The sequence below is a fragment of the Wenzhouxiangella sp. AB-CW3 genome (assembly GCF_014725735.1).
Taxonomy (GTDB): Bacteria; Pseudomonadota; Gammaproteobacteria; order Xanthomonadales; family Wenzhouxiangellaceae; genus Wenzhouxiangella.
Genome location: NZ_CP061368.1, coordinates 2,728,491 through 2,747,316, shown reverse-complemented (window position 1 = coordinate 2,747,316; position 18,826 = coordinate 2,728,491). Strand labels below are relative to the sequence as shown.

Annotated in this window: 16 protein-coding genes and 1 pseudogene; 10 read left to right on the top strand and 7 right to left on the bottom strand. The window is 60.6% G+C overall.

The annotated features are described in order from the left end of the window. Positions 1-189 precede the first annotated feature (189 nt). The 7 genes from dapD to IC757_RS11965 all read left to right on the top strand — a co-directional run bounded on the left by dapD (position 190) and on the right by IC757_RS11965 (position 6,889). Positions 190-1,008: a 2,3,4,5-tetrahydropyridine-2,6-dicarboxylate N-succinyltransferase gene (gene dapD, locus IC757_RS11995; protein WP_190974545.1), complete on the top strand. Its 819-nt coding sequence runs from the start codon at positions 190-192 to the stop codon at positions 1,006-1,008. 182 nt (positions 1,009-1,190) lie between these two features. Next, positions 1,191-1,541 (top strand): arsenate reductase, encoded by a 351-nt coding sequence (locus IC757_RS11990; protein WP_190974544.1) that lies wholly within the window; start codon positions 1,191-1,193, stop codon positions 1,539-1,541. Between the two features lie 8 nt (positions 1,542-1,549). Beyond that, entirely contained in the window at positions 1,550-2,566 is a 1,017-nt protein-coding gene (locus IC757_RS11985; RefSeq protein ID WP_223846108.1) for an HD domain-containing protein, read from the top strand. Then, positions 2,566-3,111 carry a gamma-glutamylcyclotransferase family protein gene (locus tag IC757_RS11980; protein WP_190974543.1) on the top strand — a complete coding sequence of 182 codons (546 nt, stop codon included), beginning with the start codon at positions 2,566-2,568 and terminating at the stop codon, positions 3,109-3,111. Before IC757_RS11985 ends, IC757_RS11980 begins: the two co-directional genes overlap by 1 nt. 203 nt (positions 3,112-3,314) lie before the next feature. Beyond that, entirely contained in the window at positions 3,315-4,616 is a 1,302-nt protein-coding gene (locus IC757_RS11975; protein ID WP_190974542.1) for a hypothetical protein, read from the top strand. Positions 4,617-4,715: 99 nt separating this feature from the next. After that, positions 4,716-6,353, top strand: a complete 1,638-nt coding sequence (locus IC757_RS11970; RefSeq protein WP_190974541.1) for a BCCT family transporter — start codon at positions 4,716-4,718, stop codon at positions 6,351-6,353. Between the two features lie 104 nt (positions 6,354-6,457). After that, the gene (locus IC757_RS11965) at positions 6,458-6,889 is read left to right on the top strand and encodes a universal stress protein (RefSeq protein WP_190974540.1); all 432 of its coding nucleotides are present in this window, start codon (positions 6,458-6,460) and stop codon (positions 6,887-6,889) included. A gap of 144 nt (positions 6,890-7,033) precedes the next feature. Here the strand turns inward: IC757_RS11965 and IC757_RS11960 are convergent, their stop codons facing one another. Both IC757_RS11960 and IC757_RS11955 read right to left on the bottom strand, forming a co-directional pair. Then, positions 7,034-7,948 carry a histone deacetylase family protein gene (locus IC757_RS11960; protein WP_190974539.1) on the bottom strand — a complete coding sequence of 305 codons (915 nt, stop codon included), beginning with the start codon at positions 7,946-7,948 and terminating at the stop codon, positions 7,034-7,036. Further along, positions 7,945-8,496: a cob(I)yrinic acid a,c-diamide adenosyltransferase gene (locus IC757_RS11955; RefSeq protein WP_190974538.1), complete on the bottom strand. Its 552-nt coding sequence runs from the start codon at positions 8,494-8,496 to the stop codon at positions 7,945-7,947. Before IC757_RS11955 ends, IC757_RS11960 begins: the two co-directional genes overlap by 4 nt. Positions 8,497-8,671: 175 nt before the next feature. Here IC757_RS11955 and IC757_RS11950 point away from each other — a divergent pair, with 175 nt between their 5' ends. Both IC757_RS11950 and clpB read left to right on the top strand, forming a co-directional pair. Continuing rightward, complete coding sequence (locus IC757_RS11950; protein ID WP_190974537.1) at positions 8,672-10,102, top strand: aldehyde dehydrogenase family protein; 1,431 nt, start codon at positions 8,672-8,674, stop codon at positions 10,100-10,102. 309 nt (positions 10,103-10,411) lie between these two features. After that, positions 10,412-12,997, top strand: coding sequence for an ATP-dependent chaperone ClpB (clpB, locus tag IC757_RS11945; protein ID WP_411913458.1), 2,586 nt, complete (start codon positions 10,412-10,414; stop codon positions 12,995-12,997). A 129-nt stretch (positions 12,998-13,126) separates the two neighbouring features. Here the strand turns inward: clpB and IC757_RS11940 are convergent, their stop codons facing one another. Together IC757_RS11940 and dgcA are read right to left on the bottom strand one after the other, a co-directional pair. Continuing rightward, positions 13,127-14,161, bottom strand: coding sequence for a DUF1611 domain-containing protein (locus IC757_RS11940; RefSeq protein WP_190974536.1), 1,035 nt, complete (start codon positions 14,159-14,161; stop codon positions 13,127-13,129). A 12-nt stretch (positions 14,162-14,173) separates the two neighbouring features. Further along, entirely contained in the window at positions 14,174-15,148 is a 975-nt protein-coding gene (dgcA, locus tag IC757_RS11935; RefSeq protein WP_190974535.1) for an N-acetyl-D-Glu racemase DgcA, read from the bottom strand. Between the two features lie 286 nt (positions 15,149-15,434). On the opposite strand from dgcA, the gene IC757_RS11930 reads away from it, so the two are divergent. Beyond that, positions 15,435-15,773, top strand: coding sequence for a P-II family nitrogen regulator (locus tag IC757_RS11930; protein ID WP_190974534.1), 339 nt, complete (start codon positions 15,435-15,437; stop codon positions 15,771-15,773). A gap of 295 nt (positions 15,774-16,068) precedes the next feature. On the opposite strand, the gene IC757_RS11925 is transcribed toward IC757_RS11930, so the two are convergent. The 3 genes and pseudogenes from IC757_RS11925 to IC757_RS11910 form a co-directional block, all read right to left on the bottom strand. Then, positions 16,069-16,407, bottom strand: a complete 339-nt coding sequence (locus IC757_RS11925) for a P-II family nitrogen regulator (protein WP_190974533.1) — start codon at positions 16,405-16,407, stop codon at positions 16,069-16,071. Next, a pseudogene (locus tag IC757_RS16775) lies at positions 16,392-17,965 on the bottom strand (DUF1538 family protein). Before IC757_RS16775 ends, IC757_RS11925 begins: the two are co-directional and overlap by 16 nt. Before the next feature lie 142 nt (positions 17,966-18,107). Continuing rightward, entirely contained in the window at positions 18,108-18,761 is a 654-nt protein-coding gene (locus tag IC757_RS11910) for a hypothetical protein (RefSeq protein WP_190974531.1), read from the bottom strand. Positions 18,762-18,826: the final 65 nt, after the last annotated feature.

The following is an 18,826-nucleotide window of genomic DNA, read 5'->3' as shown; positions in this document are numbered from 1 at the left end:
GGTGTGAAGTGTTAAGAAGCAAGGAGTTGGCACCAAACCTAACACCCAACACCCAACACCCAACACCTAACACCACCCCTACCCGGAAGCCCCGGAGCCGCAGCTCGGAACAAACCAACCACAAGCCCGCCCCTTCACACTTCACACTTCACACTTCACACTTTAAACTTCCAACCCATGAAAAACGAAATGAGCAAACTGAAAACCGCCATCGAGGACGCCTGGGATCAGCGTGATCAGCTTCGGCCTGACACGGCACCGGACGCACTGCGGGACACGATCGATACCTGCCTTCAGGGGCTGGAAAGCGGCCAGTTGCGCGTGGCTGAGCCGACTGATGAGGGTTGGCGGGTCAATCAGTGGCTCAAGCAGGCCATTCTGCTGCATTTTCGCATCACCGCCAATCGCGAGATGAAGGGTGGGGTTAGCAACTTTTTCGACAAGGTTGACCTCCGATTTGCCGATACGTTGGATTCGCCGGCTGACTGCGGTGCCCGGGTGGTGCCGACAGCCACGGTCAGACGCGGTGCGCATATCGGCAACGATGTCGTCCTGATGCCCAGCTACGTCAATATCGGTGCGTTTGTGGGCGGCGGCAGCATGGTTGATACCTGGGCCACGGTTGGCTCCTGTGCCCAGATCGGGGCCGGTGTGCATATTTCCGGTGGTGCCGGCATTGGGGGCGTGCTCGAACCCCTGCAGGCCAACCCCACCATCATCGAGGACGGCTGCTTCATCGGTGCTCGCTCGGAAGTGGTCGAGGGCGTCATCGTCGAGAAGGGGGCCGTGATCGGGATGGGTGTTTATCTGGGTCAGTCGACCCGCATCTACAACCGTGCGACCGGCGAGATCACCACCGGCCGGGTCCCGGCCGGTTCAGTCGTGGTCGCCGGCAACCTCCCGGCCGCCGACGGCAGTCACAGCCTGTATGCGGCGATTATCGTGAAGCAGGTGGATGAGCGGACCCGGGCGAAGACCTCGGTGAACGAGTTGTTGCGTAGTGTTTGAGGGAAAAGGTGAAAGGTGAAAGGATGGGGCGCGCTGGAATCAGTGTCGCGCCAGAGCCGCCTACGGAGAGCTCTTCCCCTCTCACCTTTTACCCCTTGCCTCTTACCTTTTACCTCTTACCTTTTGCCGCCTCCAACCGCCCTTTCGTCCCGATGTAACCCGGCCTGCGTTATCCTTACCGGATGAATCTCTACGGCATCAAGACCTGCGATACCTGCCGCAAGGCTCGAAAGTGGCTCGACGCGGCGGGTGTGAGTTACCGCTGGCATGACCTGCGCGAGGAAGTGCCGAATGAAGACACTCTGCGGCACTGGCTGGACGAGGTGGGCGTCGACAATCTGGTCAATCGGCGTTCAACGACCTGGCGCGGGCTGGATGACCCGGACCGTGAACAGGTCCGGACCGCCGAAGGGGCGCTGCCGCTGTTGCGGGAGCACCCGGCGCTGATCAAGCGCCCGGTCATCGATACCGGCCAGGTCGTGCTGGTGGGCTTTACTGACCAGACCGGCACCACCCTGCTGGAACTGCCGTGAGCCGGGCGGTGACCGACCGATCTGCATCACTGGCGCCGGTCACCCGCCAGATGCGCGAAGCCCGGGAGGATCACCTTTCTGCCCTGGCCACCCGTTCGGCCGACAGTCGCGGACGGGAGCAGGAGGAGGCGCCGGATCCGTACCGGACCGAGTTCGAGCGCGATCGCGACCGGGTGCTGCATTCCAAGGCCTTCCGGCGCCTCAAGCACAAGACCCAGGTCTTCATCAATCCCGAGGGTGATCACATCGTCACCCGCATGAGTCATACCCTTCAGGTCACCCAGGTGGCGCGTGCCATTGCCGTTGCCCTGGGGCTCAACGAAACCCTGACCGAGGCCATCTGTTTGGCCCATGACTGCGGACACACACCGTTTGGCCATTCCGGTGAAGCCGTTTTGTCAGAGTACGTGGAAGACGGTGAGTGGCTGCACTCGGACCAGGGTGTGCGCATCTTCAGCGTGCTCGAGCCGCGCAACCTGACCTGGGAAGTGCTCGATGGCATCCGCGCTCACACCTGGCGGGTCAAGCCGCCGCCGCACACGGCCGAAGGCTGGGTTTGCCGGTTTGCCGATCGCATCGCCTATCTCAATCACGATCTCCAGGATGCGATACGGGCCGGTGTGATTGCGCCGCGCGATGTGCCCGGTGACGTCGTCAAGGTACTCGGTGCGCTCAATGGTCGCAGCTGGATCAACGTCATGATCGAGGCTGTGATCGACGAGTCGGTCAGCCGCGGCAAGGTCACGATGTCATCCGAAGTTCTGCTGGCCATGCGTCACTTCCGTGAATTCATGTTTGAAACTGTCTATCAGCGACCTGAAGCCGAGGCCCAGGCAGCACGTGCCAGGGGCGTGATCCGTCAGCTCGTCGATCACCTGCTCAAACATCCTGACCAGATCCCCGATTCCTATCGCATCGACGAGGCCGATGCGCTGACACAGGTTCTCGACTATGTCAGCGGCATGACCGATCGCTATGCCCTGAACCTGCATGACGCATTGTTTCGACCCCGCGGTCTGGTGTAATGCCGGATGCATCGCCCCTGATCTACCTGGCCTACGGATCCAATCTGCATCCGCACCGCCTGCGCGAACGTATCGGCGATATCGAACTGGCCGGAGTCGTGGGGCTGCCCGGATGGCGACTGTGTTTTGACAAGCGCGGCGCTGATGGGTCGGCGAAGGCCAATCTCAGGCCGATGCCCGGCAGCGACCATTGTGCCTGGGCTGCTGCATACCGGGTGCATGAATACCAGCTACCCGTTCTTGATCAGTTCGAGGGCTGCGGCGGAGGCTATGAAACGTTCCGGTTCGATGTCTGTATTGGCAAGCAGTGGGTTCCGGCGTTGGCGTATTTGACGCCTTCACATTGGACAACGCAAATCATGCATCCGTATGATTGGTATTGCGCATTGGTTGCAGCAGGTGCGCGCTATCATTCTTTGCCTCAAGCCTATATCGACATGGTCGAGGCACAGCCAGCAGTGGCCGATTCAGACCTGGCGCGTCGCCGACATCACATGCGCACAGTCCAACAGTGCCGGGCGACTACACCGTCGCCATTGCCATGATCGTTGCCGATCTGTTACCGTGCTGTTAATTGGAAGCTGATTCCGTGGCAGGGTCGGTACGGAATGTCGAACTTGCCGAGGGGCGGTCTGTCCGTCCCCAGCATGCTCTGGCTGGGCGCTCACGCTGGAAGAGGGAGCCTGCCGAGCGGTGTGCCGATCTGGTCGCGGATGATTATTCACTGCGCAACAGGGGAGTACTACGCATGAAACGCCAGCTATCCACAGCCCTGGTCGCCGCCGTTCTGGTTGGTGCCGCAACCATTTCATCTGCATCGGAAGGCGAAGACGAGGCCGAGATTCTCAAGCGGCAGATCGAAGCCATGCAACAGCAGTTGCTGGAAATGCAACAGCAACTCGGTGAGCTGCGTGACGAACGCGATCGCGAACGCGAAGAGCGCGAGGAGATCGAGACGCGTATCGTGCAGGTTGAAGAGTCCGTGGTCGAAGAGGAGGATCCCGATGGCATCGACGTCGGTGGCGCCGTTCGACTGAATGTCTGGTGGCAGGACTACAACGACCAGCTCAAGGATCGCTATAGCGATTTCGAACTGGAACTGTTCCGAGTCAATTTCAGTGGTTCGGTCGGTAACGTGATTCTTGATGCCGAATGGCGTCGCTACAATGACTTTCAGGCCATTCACCATGCCTGGGTCGGCTATGACTTCTCCGATGAGTTGCAGATGCAACTGGGGATCAACCGCGTCCCATTCGGGATTCAGCCGTACATGAGCCATAGTTTCTGGTTTACCGGTAACTATTACCTGGGCTACGAGGACGATTACGACACCGGCATCAAGTTCGTTCACACGCCGAGTGATGACTGGACCCTGTACTACGGCTTCTACAAGAATCCGGAGTATGCCAACGATGCCCGTGCCGATAGATACTCCTTTGATCTGGTCACTGGCGGCGATCAAGGCAATACGGAAACCAACCAGTTCAATTTCCGTGCAGAGCGTCATCTTGCACTCGATGGTGGCGACAGTGTCAACCTGGGCCTGAGTCTGCAGGCCGGCCAGATGTACAACCGCATCACTGAGCGCAACGGTGATCGCTGGGCTGCTGGTGTCGACTTCGACGGTTACTTCGGCGACTGGAACGTGCGGGCGATGGCCCTGCGCTATGAGTACAATCCAGAGAACCCGGCTGGCGTCTCGGACGACTTCGTGCAGAAAGGCGCGTTCGCCTTCCCGTTCATGATTGCCGCCAAGGCCAATACCTACACTTACAGCATCTCTCGCTCCTTTGATCTGGACTGGGGTCCGATCACCTGGGCCAACTGCTATAACGAAGGGACTTACGTTGACCCCGACGTGGACAGCAGCTCCAACTCGGTGCAGAGCGTCACTGGTTGCTCTGTTGCCGCTGGTGGTGTGTTTGCCTATTTCGACTGGATTACCGGCCGCAACATGTGGTTTGCCGGAGGCGATGGCATCGGCCTGGATGCGACCACGGCCGGGCGCTGGGATTCCCGCTTCAATATCAATATTGGCTACTACTTCTAATTGCCAATGTGCTCAGCAAGCTCGATCGAAAGCCGGAATAACAACAATAACCGGCTTTTGATCGAGCGTTTAAGCTGCAGTCAATGAGGAGAATCGACCATGTCAGAATCGAACCAGAATGAAGAACAGAAACTCGTAGAAGAGATCGAGGACTTATACGATACCGACTATGAAATCGGGCAGGACAATATCCAGACCATGGGGCTGGATTTACATGCTCCCGTGTTCCCGGTTAGCGCGGCGCTGATTCTTGTCTTTGTCATACTTTCGCTGGTTTTCCCTGACCAGGCCAACTCAGTGCTGGAAAGCACCCGTGTCTGGGTCGGAGAGACTTTCGACTGGCTGTTCCTGTCGGCCGGAAATATCTTTGTATTGTTCTGCCTGGCACTGATTGTTCTGCCAGTCGGCAAGATCAAGATCGGTGGCACAGAGGCCACGCCCGATTTTTCTCTGCCGTCCTGGTTTGCCATGCTGTTTGCCGCAGGTATGGGCATCGGGTTGATGTTCTGGGCGGTGGCCGAGCCGGTGGGATACTTCACTGAATGGTTCGGTACCCCGCTGAACGTGGATGGCGGAGATGCCACCGCCTCATTGGGTGCGACCATGTACCACTGGGGTCTGCATCCCTGGGCGATTTATGGCGTGGTGGCTTTGTCACTGGCCTTCTTTGCCTACAACAAGGGCCTGCCGTTGACCATCCGCTCCACCTTCTACCCCTTGATCGGCGATCGATGCTGGGGGCCCATCGGGCATGTCATCGATACGCTCGCCGTGCTGGCAACACTATTCGGCCTGGCGACATCTCTCGGGCTGGGCGCCCAACAGGCTGCCGGCGGCATGAGCTTCCTGTTTGGTATCGATGGCGGTCTGACCACGCAGATTGCCATTATTGTGGGCGTGACTGCCATTGCACTGATTTCGGTGCTGCGCGGCATCCATGGCGGTGTACGGATACTTAGTAACATCAACATGATCGCTGCCATTGCCCTGCTGGGTTTTGTCATGGTGGCAGGCGGTTTGATTGCCTTCGTCCAGAACACCGGAACCACGGTGGCCGGTTACTTCCAGTATCTCCTGCCTCTGAGCAACCCCGTGGGACGTGAGGACGACACCTTCTACCATGGCTGGACCATTTTCTTCTGGGCCTGGTGGATTTCGTGGTCGCCGTTTGTGGGCATGTTTATCGCTCGCGTTTCACGCGGGCGAACGGTTCGAGAGTTCATGACTGCGGTACTGATCGTGCCGACGGTCGTCACCGTTTTCTGGATGAGTGCATTTGGTGGCAATGGCATCAATCAGGTGGTTCAGGATGTCGGCGCTCTGGCCTCCGATGGCATTACAGACTCCTCGCTGGCACTGTTCCAGATGCTGGAGAATCTGCCATTTACGGCAATCACTTCGTTCCTGGCCATCTGCCTGGTGCTGGTGTTCTTCATTACCTCGTCGGACTCGGGCTCCCTGGTACTTGATTCCATCACCGCCGGCGGAAAGACCGATGCGCCGACCGGCCAGCGTGTGTTCTGGGTCGTCATCGAAGGGCTGATCGCCGGTGTCCTGCTGGCCGTCGGCGGAGATGCCGCACTGAGCGCCCTGCAGGCCGGCTCCGTCAGTACGGGGCTGCCATTTGTCGTCGTGCTGCTGGTCATGTGTGTCAGCCTGGCCATAGGCCTGCGCCACGAGCTGTACTTGCTGAAGTACGGTTCGAGTCAGGCGGCTGGTTCATCAGCACACGACTAGCCTGTTCGCTCCAGGCAGGTACGTTCTGACGTGCCTGCCTGGGGCATATGAACTAACGGGTGTGAAAACTCCATCCACTCAACCCACTCGGTGAGGAAATGACGATGTTTGAGAAAATCATGGTTCCTGTCGACCTGCAGCATGTCGACAAGCTGGAACGGTCCCTTGAGATTGCTGCAACCCTGGCAAAAAAATGGCATGCAACCTTGCATTTCGTGACCGTTGCCGGTCGTGTTCCCAATCGGGCAGCCAAGACACCTGAGGAGCACGCGCGAAACCTTGCGAAGTTTGCCGAGGAACAGGGTGAAAAGCACGGTGTGCCGACCGCGTCGCTGACCAAGGACAGTACTGACGTAACGGTGGAGCTGGAAAAGAAACTGCTGGAGGCCGCCGATGACATCGGTGCCGACCTTATCGTGACTGCATCACATGTTCCGGGTGTGGCGGACAAGCTGCACTTGATTCCGTCTCACTCCGGTGAACTGGCCAGCAAGGCCAAATGTTCGGTGTTCGTGCTGCGCGGAGATGTGATGTAATTCATCGGGAGACTGCGGGGTTAATAGTCGTGCCTCTCAGTGCGCTTCAGATGGGCCTGCCTTCGGCAGGTGGGGAGAGGGAGAGAAGAAGAGGGGGTTGGCCTTCCGTCTCCCGTCTCCCGTCTCCCGTCCATCCATTTTTCGTCACTCAATCCCCTCCCCAAACGCCAGCACACTTTCTTTAAGTCCTTTCAGGTCGTAACCGCCTTCCAGCGAGGCGACCAGGCGGCCGTTGGCGGACTTCCGGGCCAGCGCCTTGAGTTGGTCGCCAATCCAGTAGTAGTCCTCATCCTTGAGTTCGAGCTGGGCCAGCGGATCGCGCCAGTGGGCATCGAAGCCGGCTGAAACCAGAATCAGTTGCGGGCGGTATTGCTCCAGTTCCGGCAGCAGGTGCTCAAGCCAGAGTTCGCGGAACTCGTTGCTGCCGGAGCCGGTCGGGAGGGTATGGTTGCGGACGTTATCGGCATGCGGTGCATCGGGTTGTCCGGTTCCGGGGTACAGCGGTGACTGGTGACTGGACAGGAACAGGGTCTTGCTGTTGCCGGCCAGAATGGCCTCGGTCCCGTTGCCGTGGTGAACATCGAAATCGCACACTGCAACACGATCAAGGCCATGAGTCTCGACCGCGTGCAGGGCGGCGATGGCGATACTGTTATAAAAACAGAAGCCCATGGCGCGTGCCGATTCGGCGTGATGGCCCGGTGGCCGCACAATGGCAAATGCACTCTGGCCTGCATCGCGCATGACTTCGTCTACGCCTTGGCAGGCCGCGCCGGCCGCCAGACTGGCTGCCCTGAGACTTCCCGGACCGAGATGGGTGTCGCTGTCCAGTGAGACCCGGTTGCCCGCTGCGGCGAGGTTCTCGAGCGAGTTCAGGTAGTTCGGCCCGTGGGCCAGCAGCAGTTGGCTGTGTTGAGCGGGTTCGGCAGGCCTTTGCCGATGGGACTTGATCTCATCAATGCCCCTCAGGGCCGCATCAAGTCGTTCCGGGCGCTCCGGATGACCCTCGGGTGGGGTGTGACGACGACAGTCGGCGTGAGTCAGGACCAGCAGGCTCATCGGTCGCGCTCGTGGTCCCACAGCACTTCGCCGGCGCCGTCGGCGCGCGCCAGAACACGGGCAACAACGAACAACAGGTCGGACAGACGGTTGAGATATCGAATGGCCGGCTCGTTGACCGGCTCCTGGCGGGCCAAAGAAATCAGACGACGTTCCGCACGTCGACAGATGGTGCGGGCCAGATGCGCCTGGGCCGCACTCTTGCTGCCGCCGGGCAGGATGAAGTCCTTGAGTGCCGGCAGGTCGTCGTTGAGGTTGTCCAACTCGTTCTCGAGCCGGCTGGTGTGACGGTCGGCAATGATTTCGGAACCGGGGATGCAGAGTTCGCCACCGAGATCGAACAGGTCATGCTGTACATCGAGCAGCATGCTGGCCATCTCCTGGTGGTCGATATGAGCAATCAGCATGCCGATGGCACTGTTGAGCTCGTCAATCGTCCCGAAAGTCTCGACGCGCAGGCTGTCTTTCTGCGTACGGCTGCCATCGCCCAGCCCCGTGGTGCCGTCATCGCCGGTGCGGGTGTAGATTTTTGAGAGTCGGTGGCCCATGGGTCGGATCTTGAGTGTTAAATGTGAGGTGTTAGGTGTTAAGTGTAAAGTGTGACGTTGTTGGATGTATACCGAATATCTCGGGTCTGCCTTACTTCACACTTCACACTTCACACTCCAAACCTTACACTCAAAGTTCGCCCTCAGGCAGTTGCTCTGCAATGGATCGGTCGTAATGGCAAAGTCCTTCCCCTACTATCTGGCCAACCGCGCCGTGCAGGCCAACGAGGATCTGGAGGTGCTCGATAAGCACACGGGCGAGGTGGCCTACCGGGTGGCTCAGGCCGGTGATGCGGAAGTCGACCACGCCATTACTGCAGCGGTCGAGGCGCGTGATGGCATGGCCGAGCTGCCCTCGTATCGACGGCGGGACGTGCTCAGGCACTGTGTCCGGCGATTTCGCGAGCGCCAGGATGAACTGGTCGAGGTGTTGATTGTCGAGGGCGGAAAGGTCATTCGCGACGCCAAGGGCGAGGTCGGCCGGCTGATCGAGACCTTCGAGATCGCTGCGGAGGAAGCGACCCGCATTGGTGGCGAAGTGATGCCGATGGATATCGCCGAGCGCGCCGAGGCCTTCTGGGGCCTGTGGAAGCGCGTGCCGGTCGGCCCGGTGTCGTTCATCACCCCGTTCAATTTTCCCTACAACCTGGCGGCCCACAAGATTGCGCCAGCTATTGCTGCCGGTTGTCCGTTCATTCTGAAACCTGCCGAGAAAACGCCGGTCGGCGCGCTGCTGATTGGCGAAATCCTTGCCGAGTGCGACCTGCCGGAAGGGGCCTTCTCCATTCTGCCTGTCGACCGCGACGAGGCTGCCCGCTTTACTGATGACGATCGCCTGAAACTGTTGAGTTTTACCGGCTCGGACAAGGTCGGCTGGATGCTCAAGGAGAGGGCCGGCAAGAAGCCGGTGGTCATGGAGCTGGGCGGCAATGCCGCCTGCCTGGTCGATGCCGATGCCGACATTGACGACGCCGTCGACCGGCTGGTGTTCGGTGCCTTTTATCAATCTGGCCAGAGCTGCATTTCCGTGCAGCGAGTGCAGGTGCACGAGGCCATCTATGACCAGCTCAAGGACCGGCTGGTCGAGAAAGTCGGAGCGCTGAAGAAGGGGGATCCGCGCGACCCCGAAACTTTCGTCGGGCCGCTGATCACTGAAGACGATGCCCGGCGCGTGGTCGAATGGATAGGCGAGGCGGTCGAGCAGGGCGCACGCTGCCTGGTCGGCGGTGAACGCGACGGTCCGGTCGTCACCCCGGCCGTGCTCGAAGGCGTCGACCATGACTGCCGGGTCTACGATGAAGAAGTCTTCGGCCCGGTCCTGGTGCTTGAACCGTTCAGCGACTTCGAGGCCGCACTCGATGTCATCAATGCCTCGCGCTACGGCCTGCAGGCCGGCCTGTTCCTGCGCGATATCGGCAAGATTCACAGGGCCTGGAACCGGCTGGATGTCGGTGGCGTGATCATCAACGACATCCCCGCCTTCCGTGTCGACCACATGCCCTACGGCGGGGTCAAGGACTCCGGCCTGGGCCGTGAAGGGATACGGTTTGCGATCGAGGATATGACGGAGATCCGGATGCTGGCGGTGAAGGATGTTGGAATTTAGCGTTCAGGGTTCAGGGAAAAGACGGGTTCCGGTTTCCGGAACTGCCAGTCGTTGTCGCCCCGGACCTGATCCGGGGCCTCGCACGGGTGAATTGGCACTGCGTGGAACAAAGCCGTATGGGGGTGCAGATGCCGTGCGTGCGAGATCCCGGCTCTACGGCCGGGACGACAAGATCTGGCATTTTTCCTGAAACCTGAACCCTGAACGCTGAAACCTTTTCCGGAAACCGTTACCCGTTGCCTTGAAGCCCCCGCCCCGCGCCCCCACCCCTGTGGATAACTCGAACATCAGCAGGGGAGTCAACCCGTTATGCGTATGGACAAATTGACGGCACGTTTTCAGCAGGCGCTGGCCGAGGCGCAGAGTCTGGCCGTGGGCATGGATCACGCCATGCTTGAACCCGAGCACGTGATGGTGGCGCTGCTCGACCAGGAGGGCGGGGGCATTCGTGGCCTGCTGGCACGTGCCGGCGCCCAGGTCAACACCCTGCGCTCGGCGCTGGGCGAGAAGCTCGACGGGCTGCCGAAGGTCAGCGGCCAGGCCGGGCAGATCAATCTGTCCAATGATCTTGGTCGTGTGCTCAACGTGACCGACAAGATCGCGCAGAAGCGTGGCGACGCCTACATCGCTTCCGAGCTGTTCGTGCTGGCCGCGCTGGAGGCGCGCACGGGCTTGAGTGAGTTGCTGCACCAGGCCGGGGTAACCAGGCAGGGCGTTGAAGAGTCCATCGAGTCGGTGCGCGGGGGCGAGGCGGTGGATGATCCCAATGCCGAGGATCAGCGCGAGGCGCTGAAGAAGTACACCATCGACCTGACCGAAAAGGCCGAGCAGTCGCGCCTGGATCCGGTTGTTGGTCGTGACGAGGAAATCCGCCGCACCGTGCAGGTGCTGCAGCGCCGGACCAAGAACAACCCGGTGCTGATTGGCGAGCCTGGTGTGGGCAAGACCGCCATTGTCGAGGGTCTGGCCCAGCGCATTGTCAACGGCGAGGTGCCCGAAGGCCTGAAGAGCAAGCGCGTGTTGTCGCTGGACATGGGCGCGCTGATTGCCGGGGCCAAGTACCGCGGCGAGTTCGAGGAACGTCTGAAAGCCGTGCTCAACGATCTCAAGAAGCAGGAAGGCCAGATCATCCTGTTCATCGACGAAATCCACACCATGGTCGGTGCCGGCAAGGCCGAGGGTGCCATGGATGCGGGCAATATGCTCAAGCCCGCACTGGCGCGCGGCGAGCTGCATTGCGTGGGCGCGACTACGCTGAACGAGTATCGAGAAAACATCGAAAAGGATGCCGCACTGGAGCGGCGTTTTCAGAAGGTGCTGGTCGAAGAACCCACCGTCGAGGACACCATCGCCATTCTGCGAGGACTCCAGGAACGCTACGAGGTGCATCACGGTGTCGATATCACCGACCCGGCACTGGTCGCCTCGGCCACACTGTCGCATCGCTACATCACCGATCGCAAGTTGCCAGACAAGGCCATCGACCTGATGGACGAGGCGGCCAGCCGCATCCGCATGGAAATCGACTCCAAGCCCGAGGCCATGGACCGGCTGGAGCGTCGGCTCATCCAGCTCAAGATCCAGCGTGAAGCACTCAAGAAGGAAACCGACGAGGCCTCGAAGAAGCGCCTGGCCGATCTGGAGGAGGAAATCAGCGAGCTCGAGCGCGAGTTTGCCGACCTGGACGAGATCTGGAAGACCGAGAAGGCCTCGGTTCAGGATGCCACCCACATCAAGGAGGAGCTGGAGCGCGCCCGGGCCGAACTCGACAATGCCCGTCGGGCCCAGGACCTTTCGCGCATGGCCGAGCTGCAGCACGGCCGCATCCCGGAGCTGGAGCGCCAGCTTGAGCAGGCCGAGTCCAGCGACACCACCGACCACTTCCAGTTGCTGAGAAACAAGGTCACCGAGGAGGAGATCGCCGAGGTGGTCAGCCGCTGGACCGGTATTCCCGTGTCTAAGATGCTCGAAAGCGAGCGCGAAAAGCTGATCAAGATGGAAGAGGCGCTGCACGAGCGGGTGATCGGCCAGGACGAGGCGGTCAAGGCCGTGGCCGATGCCATCCGCCGTTCACGTGCAGGCCTGGCCGATCCCAATCGACCCAATGGTTCGTTTCTGTTCCTCGGCCCCACCGGCGTGGGCAAGACCGAACTGTGCAAGTCGCTGGCCAGCTTCCTGTTCGATACCGAAGAGGCCATGGTGCGCATCGACATGTCGGAATTCATGGAAAAGCACGCCGTGGCCCGCCTGATCGGTGCGCCGCCGGGTTATGTCGGTTACGAGGAAGGCGGTTATCTCACCGAGACGGTGCGCCGCCGGCCTTACTCGGTGATTTTACTCGACGAGGTCGAAAAGGCCCACCCGGAAGTGTTCAATATCCTGCTGCAGGTGCTCGATGATGGCCGGCTGACCGATGGTCATGGCCGCACCGTGGACTTCCGCAATACCGTCATCGTCATGACCTCCAACCTCGGATCCGATCGCATCCAGGAACTGGCCGGGCAGGGCTACGACACCATGAAGGATGCCGTGATGGAGGTCGTGGCCACTCACTTCCGCCCCGAGTTCATCAACCGGGTCGACGAGATCGTGGTCTTCCATCCGCTCGACCGCAATCAGATCCGCGCCATTGCATCGATTCAGATCGAGGGGCTGAGGCAACGACTGGCCGACCGCGAGATGGCACTGGAGATCTCCGAACAGGCGCTGGACCTGCTCGGTAATGTCGGCTTCGATCCGGTCTACGGCGCCAGGCCGCTGAAACGGGCCATTCAGCAGAAGCTCGAAAACGCCCTTGCACAGCAGATCCTGTCCGGAGCCTTCGGGCCGGGCGATACCATCGCAGTGGAGGCCAGTGAAGGGGAGCTGGTCTTCACGCGTGAAGCAGGCGAGTAAGGCAGATTGGCTGGTTGAACCGCGGGTCCCGGCGGCATCGCTGACCGGGACCGTTTCAAGACGGCCCCACTTGCCAGATGTACCGGTGGCGGAGTGCTGGACCCTTTCCTGGAGTTAGGATGATTTCGGTTATCGTCCGGTCAATTCGTCCAGCAGGTGGCGGGCGATGGCATCGCATCCGTCGATCAGCGGATCGACGCAGGGCAGGCCGGTTTGCCGTGCAAGCTGCTTCAGGCAGGTGGCCCGATCTTCGGTCGACAGGCTGGAAGTGTTGACCGAGATGCCGACACACCGGATGCGGGCGTTGGTGCGTTGCCCCATGCGCACATGAGCGTCCATCACCTCCTCGAGCGACGGCAGGCCGAAATGCGGCCAGCCGGAGACGCTTTCACGCAGGGGATCGTGGCAGACGACAAAGCCGTCGGGCTGCGAACCATGGAGCAGGCCCAGGGCCACGCCGGAGTAGCCGGGATGAAAAATCGAGCCCTGGCCCTCGATGATGTCGAAGTGATCGGGTTGATTGTCCGGCGACAGCACCTCGGCGGCACCGGAGATGAAATCCGCAACCACGGAGTCGATGGGGATGCCTTCGCCGGCAATCATGATGCCGGTCTGCCCGGTTGCCCGGTAGGTGGCATCAGCCCCGGCCCGGGCGAGCGCGCGGTGGAGCGCCAGGGCCGTGTACTTCTTGCCGATGGCGCAATCGGCGCCGACGGTTAGTATGCGTCGACCCGAGCGCGGCTTGCCGCTGCCTACGGGGAGATCGGCGGGTGGTATACGAACGTCGATCAGACGGGCGTTGCCGGCCTTGGCGGCGGCGACCAGACCTGGATGATCGTCCAGGCGCAGATGCAGGCCGCTGACAACATCGATGCCGGCGCGAGCGGCCTGTTCCATCACGCTCCACCACGAGTCCGGCACCTTGCCGCCTACGGGTGCAACCCCCACGACCAGACTGCCGCAGTCGGACCGGGCCGCTTCGGTCACACTCACGTCGGGCACACCCAGATCCAGCTCGCAGCCTTCGAAGCGCAGCTGTCCGATCACCTTGTCCGGGCACCACTGCACCAGGCCCATGGCGGTCTTGGCAAAAGTGGGTCGGGATTCGGTGCCGATCAGCAACAGGTAGGGCGCATTGAGTCGGATTCGGGTCGTCTCGGACATCAGAACAGCATATCAGCCCCAAAGCGCTTTTTGCGGGGGTGAAACACGGCCCTTCTCGAACGACATGGCACATTCGCGGTCGCTTTCCAGCAACAGGGGGCCGTCCAGATCGGCGTATCGGCACAGCTGGGCAACGACATAGCCCGGCGCCATGGCCAGGGAGGTTCCCACCATGTTGCCGACCATCAGTTCCAGGCCGTGATCCCTGGCCAGTCGGGCCAGCGCCAGGGCCTCCGTCAGCCCGCCCGTCTTGTCGAGCTTGATGTTGATCATCTGGTATCGGCTGGCAGCTACCTCGAACTCTGAGCGATCCAGGCAGGACTCATCGGCGCACAAGGGCAATGGCGGCATATAGTCCTCCAGCACTTCATCGTCGCCGCGGGGCAGTGGCTGCTCGATCATGGCGATCCTCAGATCACGAAATGCCGGTGCCAGTGTCTGCAGTTGTTCAAAGGTCCAGCCCTGGTTCGCGTCGACGATGATCTCGGCCTGCTGACGGGCACGGCGTACCGCGGCAATTCGCTCCAGTGCCTGATCGCCGTCGAGTTTGACCTTGATCTTCTCTCCGGCAATTCGGCTGGCCGCGGCGGCCATGCGGTCAGGCGAGTCCAGACTGACGGTCTGGAATGTGGTGATAGCGCGAGGGCTGATCCCAGCCAGTTCCCACACGCGCTGGCCGCTACGGCGAGCCTCCAGATCCCACAGGGCGCAGTCGATCGCATTGCGCGCCCCGCCCGCCGGCAGAAGCGACAGCAGCACTTCCCGTCCGGCACCGCCCTCCAGGGCCGAGCGAACGCTTTCGGCCTGCTCGAGCATGCTCTGGGCGGTCTCGCCCAGGTAATAGACGCCGCTGGCCTCTCCCCGGCCCACATGCCTGTCATCGGCGATCTCCACATACAGGATCTCGGCTACGGTGAAGACATGGCCGGTAATGATGAATGGAGAATGGAGATTCCAGTTCTCGCAACGTAGAGTGACCTGGCGCATCCGTGGGCTTCCTCTGTTTTGGGCCTGCGCAATGGCCAGCGAGCCTTCAAGTCACGCGGCATGGGCGCAAGGTCCAGGCTGTCAGGCAGCGGCAGGCGGTGATGGGGTATGATCTTGAGCACCGGTTGCTACTGTATCAATACTATTAACCCGGCTGGAACGGCCGGGGCCGCGAAGCGAAGGCATTTTCGGACATGTGCCGCAAATGCCGCGCAACGAATACCGTAGGTATTTCGTTGCCGGTTTAATATTAGCTGACCATGCAAGTGCCGGACGGGATCTGAACATGAACTTCAAACTGATTATGGCCATGATCGATGACCAGAAGGTCGAGGCCGTCATGGAAGCAGCTCGTGCAGCGGGGGCATCCGGTGCCACGATCATTCCCCAGGCCCGTGGCCAGGGGCTGCACCGACACCTGACCTTCTTCGGCCTCGAGTACCTCGGGGCGCGCAATATCCTGCTGTATTTGGTCGAAGCCAGTCGATCCGCCGCGGTGATGGATGCAATCACCGAGGCCGGCGAGCTCGACGAGAGCAAGCACACCGGGGTGGCGTTGGAACTCGATGTCAGTCGCGCGACCGGTCTGGGCGATCACATCAAGGCGCTGCAGGAGCAGGGCTGATAGGCCGGTGACGACAACTGGTCATCGCGAACCCGAACCAGGCGGCGGCTCATCCGTACGTTTACCTGATTGCTCATATGATTCAGCCCTCTTCCAGGCGGATTCTTTGGAACCGCAGATGAACGCGGATTAACGCAGATTGTAGATCTTACAGATGGATCAAGAATGGGCAATGGGGGCAATGATTCTTGTTTTACCCGGGATCTCATGCCCCCACGAATTGCCCCTGTATGCCCGTGAATCTGCGTTTATCCGCGTTCATCTGCGGTTTCGAAAAACAAGCCAGGATATGCAATCAGGTGCGCTTGAGCACATCGGCCATCTGATCGCGAACGCCCAGCGCGTCTTCAACATCGAGCTTGAGGGCGATGCCGGTGCCCGGACGGTCGTCGAACTCTCCGACCTCGGCCAATCGCCTGAGCACCCGTTCGGCACGGGATTGGTCCACCAGCATCAAGAGCACATCGCGCTGGGCCGCGATTTCCAGGCCGAAGACTCCCTTGACCGTGTTCCTGCCCTCGCCTCGGGCATGGCTCATGACAGTCGCACCGCCGGCGCCGACCTTGCGCGCTTCGGCCAACAGCTCCTCGGTTCGATCCGGCTCCACGAAAGCAACGATCAGTTTGAGTCCCATGGCGTATCTCCTTGGTTGTGGCCGGTTCGTGCCGGCGGCGATTCCTGTCTTGCCCTGATTCGGCGCTGACGCCATTCGGCGATCTGGGCATAGGCCATCACCGTGATGATCGGGAACAGGCAGGCCAGGGCAATCATGCCGAAGCCATCCAGTATCGGGCTGCGGCCAGGTATGGCGCTGGCCAGGCTCAAACCCAGTGCGGCAATGATCGGCACGGTGATGGTCGAGGTGGTGACCCCGCCAGAATCGAAGGCCAGCGGGATGATGAATTTTGGTGAACGCAGGGTCTGGATGATGACCAGCGCGTAGGCGCCCATGACCATGTAATGCAGTGGCGTTCCGGTAATGATGCGCCAGCTGCCCAGAGTGATACCGAAGGCCATGCCGATAGCGACCGCAATGCGCAGCACGAACGGGTCGATGGTGCCGCCGGAGACCTTGCCGGCCTTGAGCGACACGGCAATCAGGGCTGGCTCGGCAATGGTGGTGCTGGCACCAATCGCGAAGGCGAACAGGTAGACCCAGTAATAGTGAGTCCAGTGACGCTCCATTCCTTCGGCCAGCGTGGGCAAAAACTCGGGGCTGGTGAGTTGTTCGGCCATGACGGCGCCCAGCGGGAACAGGGCGGTTTCCAGGCCGAACAGGAACAGCGCCAGGCCCAGGAACACCAGGAAAAGGCCAAGCAGTACACGCCTTAAATGGGGAGCCGGCTTGCGTATGACCAGGTACTGGAAGCCGAAGATCACCGCCAGGATCGGCATCAGGTCGAACAGCGTGGTGCGCAGGATGGTCAGGGCCTCGTTCATGCGCCACCCCCGAAACCGATCAGTCCAAACAAAAGCACGAAGATGATCGGCATGACCGAGGCAAACGCGATCAGGCCGAAGCCGTCGAGCATGGGGTTGCGTCCCCTGATGGCCGTGGCCAGACCCACGCCGAGAGCGGCGACCAGCGGCACGGTGATGGTAGAGGTCGTGACTCCGCCGGAATCGTAGGCAATGCCGACGATCTCTTCAGGCGCGAAGGCGGTCAGCACCAGCACCAGCGCGTAACCGGCAATGATCAGGTAGTGTAGCGTCCAGTCCTTGAGGATACGCAACACGCCCAGGACTACGGCGCTGCCCACCGACAGTGCGACAACGATGCGCAGGGTGATGGCAAACTGCCGCTGCGCTTCGTCATGGCCGGCAATTAACGCCGCATCGGACATGACCACCCCCGCTTTGGCCGCCACGGCGGTCAGCGCCGGTTCGGCAATGGTTGTTCCGAATCCCAGGAAGAAAGCAAACAGGATCAGCCAGAACACCGAGGCCTTGCGGGCAAAGGCATGGGCCAGGTTCTCGCCAACCGGAAACAGCCCGACCTCAAGTCCCTTGACGAACAGGGTCAGGCCGACCAGGACGCTGATGAGGCCAATGATCAACTCGGCCACGCCGATATGTGGCGGCAAGGGCTGGCGAATGACCAGCAACTGGAAAAGGCTGAAGACGATCACGACCGGTGCGAGGTCGCGCATCGAAGAGAGCATTTGCCTGAATAGACTGTGAAGCAGGCTCAATGGAGAAAACTCAGCGGCCGTCTGGTCCCCTGAGTCTAACCCGACAGAAAGGATGCCATCTGCAGGATGCTGTCAGAGATTCAGTCGACGTGCTCGCAGGTGACCCGCACGGCGGCTGAACGTAGCCCAAATACCTGCCGGGTCAATGGCTGTTCTCCTCGTCCTCGAAACGACTTCTGAAAATCGTGTGGGGCAGGACGCGGTAGTGAACTGCACCGGAGAAGGTGCGGGGGCTGAAAAGCCGGTCTTGAAATGGTTGGGTCGCAATGGTGCCCAGTTCGCTAAAGAGTTGGAGGTGGGCGTTCTCGTACTGGGTTGTCGGATGCTCGAAGACGGTGCCGGTGTATCGGATGCCTTCCTGTATGGAGGCTGAAACTGCCAGCAGATGAAAGGCCCTGGTGTCACGCGGGGGCATTCGCACCGGTTCGGGCAGCGAAACCGTCACCGGGGTGTGATCGCTGGCCACTTCAGTATCCATGATGCCCAGCAGCTCCCAGGAGTCGGCATTCAGCTCATGACCCTGGTAACTTCCGGAACGGGTGTAGACGTGTACAGGCAGTACGGTACCGGCGCTGGCTTCGAGATAGATATCGAATGAGCCAATTGCAATGTGATTGTCACGGCTGGTCAGTTCCAGATAGATGCCTCCAGATCCATTGTCCGGAGTTGTCGTTTCCAGGGAATAGGAGTCCTCGCCGGTCTGACTTGCCAGAGAGTGTATCGACAGGAGCAGACTGATCAGCATCAGCAAGACACGGCAACTGCGAATGCCGCCGGAGGTCAAAAACCACTGCATCGGAGCAAACCCTCGATTCAAAGTCGAGGGAGTCTACTCAGTCTTGCGGTCCAGCAGTAATACCC